The sequence below is a fragment of the Streptococcus castoreus DSM 17536 genome (assembly GCF_000425025.1).
Classification (GTDB): Bacteria; Bacillota; Bacilli; order Lactobacillales; family Streptococcaceae; genus Streptococcus; species Streptococcus castoreus.
Window position 1 is genome coordinate 43,490 of the sequence record NZ_AUKZ01000013.1, and the last position, 8,237, is coordinate 51,726.

Sequence of the window (8,237 nt, forward strand, 5' to 3'; positions counted from 1 at the left end):
ACTCGGTGTATTTGAGTGCTAAATGTTACTTTAAATGTTATTTATTGGAGGTAGTGTTTATGTTAAAACCTTTGGGAGACCGTGTGGTCTTGAAATTTGAAGCTGAAAAAGAACAAACCGTTGGTGGATTTGTTTTAGCAGCTAATCACAAAGAAACGACTCAACTAGGGACCGTTGTAGCTGTCAGTGAAACAGGTATTCGTACACTTACAGGAGACATCGTGTCGCCAAATGTAACTGTTGGTGACAAGGTTTTAGTTGAAGCTGGTGCCGGCTTAGAGGTTAAAGATGATGACGAAACTTTCGTCATTCTTCGTGAAGCAGATATCTTAGCGATTGTAGAGTAAAAAATATTAGAAAGGGAAACCCGTCTTGTCATTATTAAAATAGAGTGTTTTTCTAGTGGCTAGTCTCACGCAGAAGGCTTTTAATATTACAGGTGGGTTTGGTAGCATAATAATGAGTAAAGAGATTAAATTTTCAGCAGATGCTCGTGCAGCTATGGTGCGCGGTGTTGATATATTGGCAGACACTGTTAAAGTAACGCTTGGTCCTAAAGGTCGCAATGTTGTTCTTGAAAAAGCGTTTGGCTCCCCCTTAATTACAAATGATGGGGTTACCATTGCAAAAGAAATTGAATTAGAAGATCATTTTGAGAATATGGGTGCAAAATTGGTATCGGAAGTTGCTTCTAAAACCAATGATATTGCTGGTGACGGTACAACAACAGCAACGGTCTTGACTCAGGCTATAGTTCGCGAAGGTCTCAAAAATGTCACTGCAGGAGCTAACCCAATTGGGATTCGTCGAGGAATTGAAAAAGCAACCGCTACAGCAGTGGAAGCTCTAAAGGATATTGCACAACCTGTTTCTGGCAAAGAAGCTATTGCTCAAGTTGCTGCGGTGTCATCTCGTTCTGAAAAAGTTGGTGAGTATATCTCTGAAGCTATGGAACGTGTTGGCAATGATGGTGTGATTACTATCGAAGAGTCACGTGGTATGGAAACAGAACTTGAAGTCGTTGAAGGTATGCAATTTGACCGTGGTTACTTATCGCAATACATGGTAACAGACAATGAGAAAATGGTGGCTGATTTAGAAAACCCATTTATCTTGATTACCGATAAAAAGATTTCAAATATCCAAGAGATTTTGCCATTGCTTGAGGAGGTTCTCAAGACCAATCGTCCATTGTTGATGATTGCAGATGACGTTGATGGTGAAGCGTTGCCTACCCTTGTTTTGAATAAAATTCGTGGTACCTTTAACGTTGTTGCTGTAAAAGCGCCAGGATTTGGTGATCGTCGTAAGGCCATGCTTGAAGATATTGCGATCTTGACAGGTGGTACTGTCATTACTGAAGACCTTGGTCTTGAATTGAAAGATGCAACAATGGCAGCTCTTGGTCAAGCAGCTAAAGTTACCGTTGATAAAGACAGTACTGTTATCGTTGAGGGTGCAGGACATTCAGAAGCGATTTCAAGCCGTGTGAATTTGATTAAGTCACAACTTGACACAACAACTTCTGAATTTGATCGTGAGAAACTACAAGAACGTCTTGCTAAATTGGCAGGTGGTGTAGCTGTCATTAAGGTTGGTGCAGCAACTGAAACAGCTCTTAAAGAAATGAAGCTGCGCATTGAAGATGCCTTAAATGCAACGCGTGCGGCGGTTGAAGAAGGGATTGTTGCTGGTGGTGGAACAGCACTTACAGCAGTTATTGAAAAAGTGGCAGCTCTTGATCTTGAGGGTGATGATGCTACTGGTCGTAATATTGTTTTACGTGCTTTAGAAGAACCTGTGCGTCAAATTGCTCTCAATGCTGGTTATGAAGGGTCAGTGATTATTGATAAATTAAAAAATAATCCTACTGGCATAGGCTTTAATGCGGCAACTGGTGAATGGGTGGATATGATTGCTACAGGAATCATTGATCCTGTTAAGGTAACACGTTCAGCTCTTCAAAATGCTGCTTCTGTGGCTAGTCTTATCTTAACAACCGAAGCCGTTGTTGCTAACAAACCAGAACTAACATCATCAGCACCTGCAATGCCAGCAGGAATGGATCCAGGGATGATGGGTGGTTTCTAAGCTTTAATTGTCAAACTTAGACGTGCAGCGAGTGTATTCAGACTGGTTTGGTTGAGTATGCGTTGACTCAAAATAACTAAAAAAGGTAGTCTTGACCAATGGCAAGACTACCTTTTTAAGGCGTTCCTAGAAATAAGAGATTATCCTTTAAACTTGTCGAAGGATGGCTTATTGTAGGAAATACGAGATTTATGAAAAAGAAAAAGTTTAGGATGAGGATAGTATATGCCATCTTCCTTAAATAAATCTTAATCATATAAATGGGTAACGGTTTTAATGACACGTTTTTCACTTTCTGACCAGTGATGGATGCGCTCAAAGGATCCCTTACGCCAATAAAGTGGTAGTCGTTGCCTAATATCTTCTTGCATATCCAGACAATCTAACTCACTGATGGCATGCCATTTTGGTAAGCCTTCACGAGAGTCTGTCAATAATTCTCCCTCAAAAGCTTCGCAGAGAAAATCGTAGTAAACATAGCGTTCTGGTTTATCAGGATTGGTGAAACCAGAAATGCCTTTTAATTTTAGATTTAACGCAGTTAAGCCTGTTTCTTCTTTTAATTCTCGCACTGCTGCTTCAAAAAAAGATTCGGAAATCTCTACCTTACCACCGGGCTGAATCCAGCCAGAGAAGTTATCATGTTGACGATCAAGGAGAAGAATCTGTTCCCCATCTTTAACACAAATATTGACCCAATTTTTGATTGATTCCATCTGTTTTTCCTCCCTGATTAGTTTAGCAGATACAATTCCAAAAAAGAAGAGTTATTGGATTAAGTTTTATTTAAGTCTTTTTAGTTATACTGGAGACAATCCTAGATAGAGTAAGTTTTTTAGTTTGATATGGTAATTGCTTTTTGGCTTTTATCATCTAGTTCCGGCTATAACTTATTCATCCCCTCCTACTAAATAAGGTCTCGCTAATGCGAGATCTTATTTTTGATGATTAGAAAATAAGATAGAGAATACATTTGCTTTAGGTGCTTGTTACTGATGGGAGTTTATTAGAGCAAATTTTGCTAAAGGGGAAGAAAAGCATTTTTGTTGTAACCATCATGTTTTAACAATGGTAGCCAAAAACGGGTTTAGACTTGCTCTTGGTGCTTTCTCTGATTTCCTTTAGGCTTAAATAGACTAAATGTGATTCAGTTGATTATGTGGTCCTCATTTTTTGCTTGTTTTTTTGGTTTTAGGGCTTTCCTTAACAAGTTTTGCTTCAATAGCTTTCAAGCGTTTAAAGGTTTTTTCTGCTCGAGCCATGGAGAGTGCGTCTGCTTTTTCTTGAGCAGCAACGGGATTTGTTTGAACGAGTTGGCTAAGTTCCTTATTGGTTTTATCTTGCTCAGACATCCATGTTTTTTCCAAGCGTTTTATCTCATCAATGACCTTGGTACCAAACTGTTTCGGGTTAGCAGCTACAAGATCGTTAATACGAGAAACTGTCCAATACCAAGATTTACTATTGTATTTAGTGCTTTTTTCTTGGTAGGCGTCATAGGTTTTACTGATATTGCCGAGGTATGGTAAATAAGGTGCATTGCGAGGGCTACCGACAGAAAGCCATATAACACCGCCCCCTAGTTCAGAAGGGATTTCTTTTTTCAGTTGGAAAATATGAGCTTCCATAACGTTTGGGTTGGAAATTGGATAGGCATAGCCTTTAACCGCTTTTTTTGATTTTGGCTTGCCTTTACCATCTAATTCCATTTGGTCAAGTGGTTTGAGATTAAGTCCTTCAAAACGATTACGTTGTAATGCCATGGCATCTGCCAAGCTAAATTTCTTGTCAGTACTTTGAAGCAATTCGTAGTTTTTATCTTTATAAGTAACTTTTGAATCTGGGTCAAGAGACTTGATACCTGAGAAGGAGCGTGAGCGATTGGCATCACTCAGTGGTGGATTGTAAGATTGAGCAATATGGAATTTACCGTTTACTTCTGTGTAGGATTTGGCTTTTTTAGCAACCTTTTCTACATCAGCTGATGCAATCGTATTTTCCTTATCGTTCAAATTAACGTGACCTAGATAGAAGGTATTTGGAAAAACAGCAAACTTATCATTTGGGAATTTAATGGCAACATATTGGTGACCAGAGAGAATTTCCATATACCAAAGACCGTCTTTATCAGCTAGTGTGACAATATTGCCTTCAGCCGCTCCTTTTTCGGTAACGATTTTGGCAATCAATTCAATCCCTTCACGGGCTGTTTTGACACTTGGTAAAATAACACTGGTCATAGATGATTCAGCTAAGCCATTTTTAACGTAAGGGTCGATTTTTTTGATGGCATCATTGGCTGAAGCTGAAACGGTTGCAGACATGGACACTCCGTGCTCGTTAAATCCTGCTTCATCATAAACCCCATCTTTTGGAGTGACATCAGGGACAGCCGTATATTTGTAAGAATGTGCAGGAAGGGGATACTCAAAGCCGTTTGCCTGATCTTTCCACATGTCTCCAGCTTTATTGTCCTTGGCAGGTCTAACCACAAATGTTTTATTATGGTTTGGTTCAAGATCTTCTGTTCGACCGTAAATGATTGAACCATCCGTTGTTAAGTCTTTACCAATGATAAAACCAGTACAAGCGTAACTAACAGTTTGGAATAAAAATGCAGTTAGAACGCTCAAGAGTCCGAGAGTCATCTTTTTGTTTTTCATGCGAAACCTCCTTGATTTTGATAACGCTTTCAAAAACATTATAAAACGGCTCTTTTTAAAATTCAAGCCTTTTCTTGAGCAGTTAAAAATTGTTAGTTATCTAAATATTGCGAGAATTCACAAGGAATTTCAAAGAAGCTATATTAGATGTCAACATCGAAAAAGCCGCTTTTAGATAGACAAGTCAAAACTTTATGGTTTTAAAAAGCTTTTGCATTTTGTGGTATAATGGAAAATGCATAGAAATAGAAAGAAAAGAGACCATGATAGCAAACCTTTTTCATAACAGACGCTTTAAAATTACGATGACCATTTTTGGAAGCCTAGTCCTATTATTTCTGATTTTTGGTGCCTTTCATTATTCAAAAGGGAATCGGATAAATGCCTACCTTCAAGCCAGGGCGGCACCATCAGGCAGCGTTTTTGAGAATATCAAGGAGTACCTCGTCTGGGCGGATACTAACGAACAAATGACCAATGATGATGCAAAATACACTAATTTTACGAGGTTTTCTAAGAGTGATTTAGCAATTAAACGACAAGATCTCAAGGCAGCAAACAGTGACAGTGCTGTTTATGTTAAGTCAGTTGGCCGCCGTTTTTGGATTTTTCCTGACTACCGGATTGCGATTAAACCAATGGCATTGACCATAAGGACAAATGTCCCTAATGTAGACGTCCTTTTAAATGATAAAAAAGTCACTGTCTCTAATTCGGAAGATTTTTCAGTTAAGCTTGAGAGGTTACCCACCGCAGACTATACTGCTAGTATTAATGGTTACCATAATGAGCGTAAAATTAATGTAAAAAAAACTTTTGATGGGACGCATAGCGTTCTTGATTTAAGTGTTACTTTTAAGAATTTTTCAGTGACAAGTAATGTTAAAGAAGGCGAACTCTATTTTGACGAAAACCGTGTCGGTACGCTAAGAGAGGGGAAATTCCAAGTTGATCATTACCCAGTAACCGATACAGCACAAGCCTATATCAAAAAAACATTCCCAGATGGCGATCTAAAGTCAAGCAAACATCCTCTAGTAGAAGTAGCAGAAGGCTCCAACTTAGAGATTATGGTGAGTAACCTTTTAAATGAGGAAAAAGCAGGGCAGCTATTGGTGTCCGCATTTGATCAATTGATGGGCTTTTTAAACACTGGTCAGGATTCTACAACTTTAGGAAATGTTTTTGAAGCGGGTGCTAACAATGATTTTTACAAGGGGCTGAAAGAATCCATTAAGTCAAAATTCCAAACGGATACCCGAAAAGCCACTAGTCTGAATATTCCTTCGATTCTCCTAAATAAGATGACACAGATTGGCAAGACATCTTATCTCTTAGATTTTTCAGCGATCTATGAGTTTGTCTACGATAAATCAACAGACCCTGCCAAACAAACTTCGGGCTATATCCGTCAAGAATTGACCGGAAAAATGACCTTAAAAAAGGTTGGTGCCCATTATCTAGTTAGTCAGACGGGATCTAAAAACATTACTGTTACTAATGAAACAAATCACGTCAAAGGGCCCTCGATTTTTCCAGAAAGCTTACTAGGAACATGGACGGGACAAAAGGAGGCTTTTTCGGTTAGTATGACTTTGGCGAAAGATGGTACTATTACCACGAAGTTTGATTTTAAAGATGGTAGGCGCGCGAATGAAACGAAAACGGCTAAAATCACTAAGGTTCAAGAGAAAGGGAATGGTCTTTTCCTTTATACACCAGACCCAAGTAGCGATATAGGTGCTTTGATACCAGGGGCTGGACTAGGCGGTGTTAATGTCAAGTATGCCTATGGATTTCGGGTAAATGGCAATACGGCTAGTCCGATTGTTTGGCAGGCGGCTTCAAATAGTGCATTTGACTATAGCAAACCTATGGTGGGCATGACCTTAACCAAACAATAAAACACCAGTCAGAAAGCGAGATTTGCCCTTGGTTGAATCCCGATCGTCCGAGTTAGGCAATTCATTTATTTGATAAATCAAAAAGGCTAAGGGAAAATGATCATTGCCCCTTGGCCTTTATTTGGTTTAATGCTTTTTCAAAACTATCTGAGGTAGCTTTGATACAAATGGTTTGTTGAGTTAAGGGATGTACAAATTGTAATTGGTGCGCATGGAGCATCAGACGGCTACATTCTTTCTTACCCTTGGCATAAAGCGGATCACCGAGCAAAGGGTGTCCATGATGTGCCAAATGCACCCTGATCTGATGGGTGCGTCCTGTCTCAAGACAACAATTCACTAAGCAAGCCCTCTCACCAAACTGTTTCAAAGGTTTAACTCTTGTCAGAGCCCTTTGACCGTTTTTCGGATCAACCGTACGTTGTCTGCGGTCATGGCGATGGCGACCAATGGGATCACGATAAATCATTTCCTTAGCGGAAAATGTTCCCTGAACCAAAGCCCAATAGTCCCTACGAATCTCACGTTTTTCTAACAGATGGTTAAGTATCGGCAGGATAAAAGGTGTTTTTGCAAAAAGAATAACTCCGCTAGTCTCCATGTCTAAACGATGCACCACGTAACAGGTGCGCCCAGCATAAGCTGAGACATGATTCAATAGTGCCAGTTCTGTCGGCTCATTGCCATGGGTCTTCATACCTTCGGGCTTGTTGACAATGATTAAATGGTCATCATCATAGAGACAATCAACCTGATCTGCTTGTCCCATTATGATAGTTTTATTGGGATAATCCTCATCATCAAAGGATAGATCAATCTGATCTCCTTTTTTGACAAGGCTTTGCCAATTAATCCTCTCTCCGTTAACTAAAACGTGTTTCTTGGTGCGTAACCAATGCCTCGTTTTTCGAGGGATGTGTAATTTTTCTTCCAAAAGTTCTTTGACTGTCAGGTCCTTATAGGGATTTTGCAGAGTGACAGTGAACCCATTTTTCGATTTACTGACGGTCTTCATGGAGCCACTCATGGTATTTTTCAATAAGATTGATTGCCATTTGTGTCGCAAGGGCTGCAGAAAATGCCTCGGTTCCCTCACGCTCGTCGTTGGCGATTTCAAGGCGGGTTTCATCATAGATGGCTTTTAGGCTTTCAGCTGATAAGGTTTCTTTAAAGGCTTGGAATCTCTTCATAATCATTTCCTGTCTTTCATTTAATTACTTATTTTCTATAGTGCTATTATAATGTTTTAAAATTTATACGCAATCACGTTATCCTAAAACGTTGATATTAGAGCGTTTTAGATTTTTTATTTTGTCCAAAAAAGCAATAAAAATCACTAAAAGTAATATTTGGTCGGGGAGTAGGTCGGGGATTATTTGATACTGCGCATGAACGTTTCTGTAACGCTACTAACAACTTCATCCTTGATATGTGTGTATTTATTCGTCATATAATTTGTAGAATGACCAAGCGCTGCCGCCATGTGCTCAACGGGTACGCCAGCTATCTGTCCTTGTGTGGCAAAAAAGTGTCTCATCATATGTGGAGTAAAACGAACCTTGCATTTTTCGTTTACTTT

The 8,237-nt window shown here is 39.4% G+C and carries 8 protein-coding genes; 3 read left to right on the plus strand and 5 right to left on the minus strand.

All coding sequences use genetic code 11. The annotated features are described in order from the left end of the window. Positions 1–59: 59 nt before the first annotated feature. On the plus strand, positions 60–347 hold the full coding sequence (groES, locus tag H346_RS0105375; RefSeq protein WP_027970184.1) for a co-chaperone GroES: 288 nt from the start codon (positions 60–62) through the stop codon (positions 345–347). 112 nt (positions 348–459) lie between these two features. Beyond that, positions 460–2,091, plus strand: a complete 1,632-nt coding sequence (groL, locus tag H346_RS0105380) for a chaperonin GroEL (protein WP_027970185.1) — start codon at positions 460–462, stop codon at positions 2,089–2,091. Positions 2,092–2,339: 248 nt separating this feature from the next. On the opposite strand, the gene H346_RS0105385 is transcribed toward groL, so the two are convergent. Together H346_RS0105385 and H346_RS0105390 are read right to left on the minus strand one after the other, a co-directional pair. Beyond that, the gene (locus tag H346_RS0105385) at positions 2,340–2,807 is read right to left on the minus strand and encodes an 8-oxo-dGTP diphosphatase (protein ID WP_027970186.1); all 468 of its coding nucleotides are present in this window, start codon (positions 2,805–2,807) and stop codon (positions 2,340–2,342) included. 450 nt (positions 2,808–3,257) lie between these two features. Further along, a complete protein-coding gene (locus H346_RS0105390; RefSeq protein WP_027970187.1) occupies positions 3,258–4,754 on the minus strand; it encodes a C69 family dipeptidase in 1,497 nt (498 codons plus the stop codon). A 305-nt stretch (positions 4,755–5,059) separates the two neighbouring features. Here H346_RS0105390 and H346_RS0105395 point away from each other — a divergent pair, with 305 nt between their 5' ends. Then, positions 5,060–6,658 (plus strand): zinc ribbon domain-containing protein, encoded by a 1,599-nt coding sequence (locus tag H346_RS0105395; RefSeq protein WP_425262076.1) that lies wholly within the window; start codon positions 5,060–5,062, stop codon positions 6,656–6,658. A gap of 100 nt (positions 6,659–6,758) precedes the next feature. Here the strand turns inward: H346_RS0105395 and H346_RS0105400 are convergent, their stop codons facing one another. The 3 genes from H346_RS0105400 to H346_RS0105410 form a co-directional block, all read right to left on the minus strand. Next, positions 6,759–7,673, minus strand: a complete 915-nt coding sequence (locus H346_RS0105400; RefSeq protein ID WP_027970189.1) for an RluA family pseudouridine synthase — start codon at positions 7,671–7,673, stop codon at positions 6,759–6,761. After that, entirely contained in the window at positions 7,657–7,848 is a 192-nt protein-coding gene (locus H346_RS10725; protein WP_027970190.1) for a hypothetical protein, read from the minus strand. The genes H346_RS0105400 and H346_RS10725 overlap by 17 nt, the downstream gene beginning before the upstream one ends. Before the next feature lie 182 nt (positions 7,849–8,030). Beyond that, the coding region (locus tag H346_RS0105410; protein WP_027970191.1) for a site-specific integrase at positions 8,031–8,237 on the minus strand (207 nt) is incomplete at its 5' end.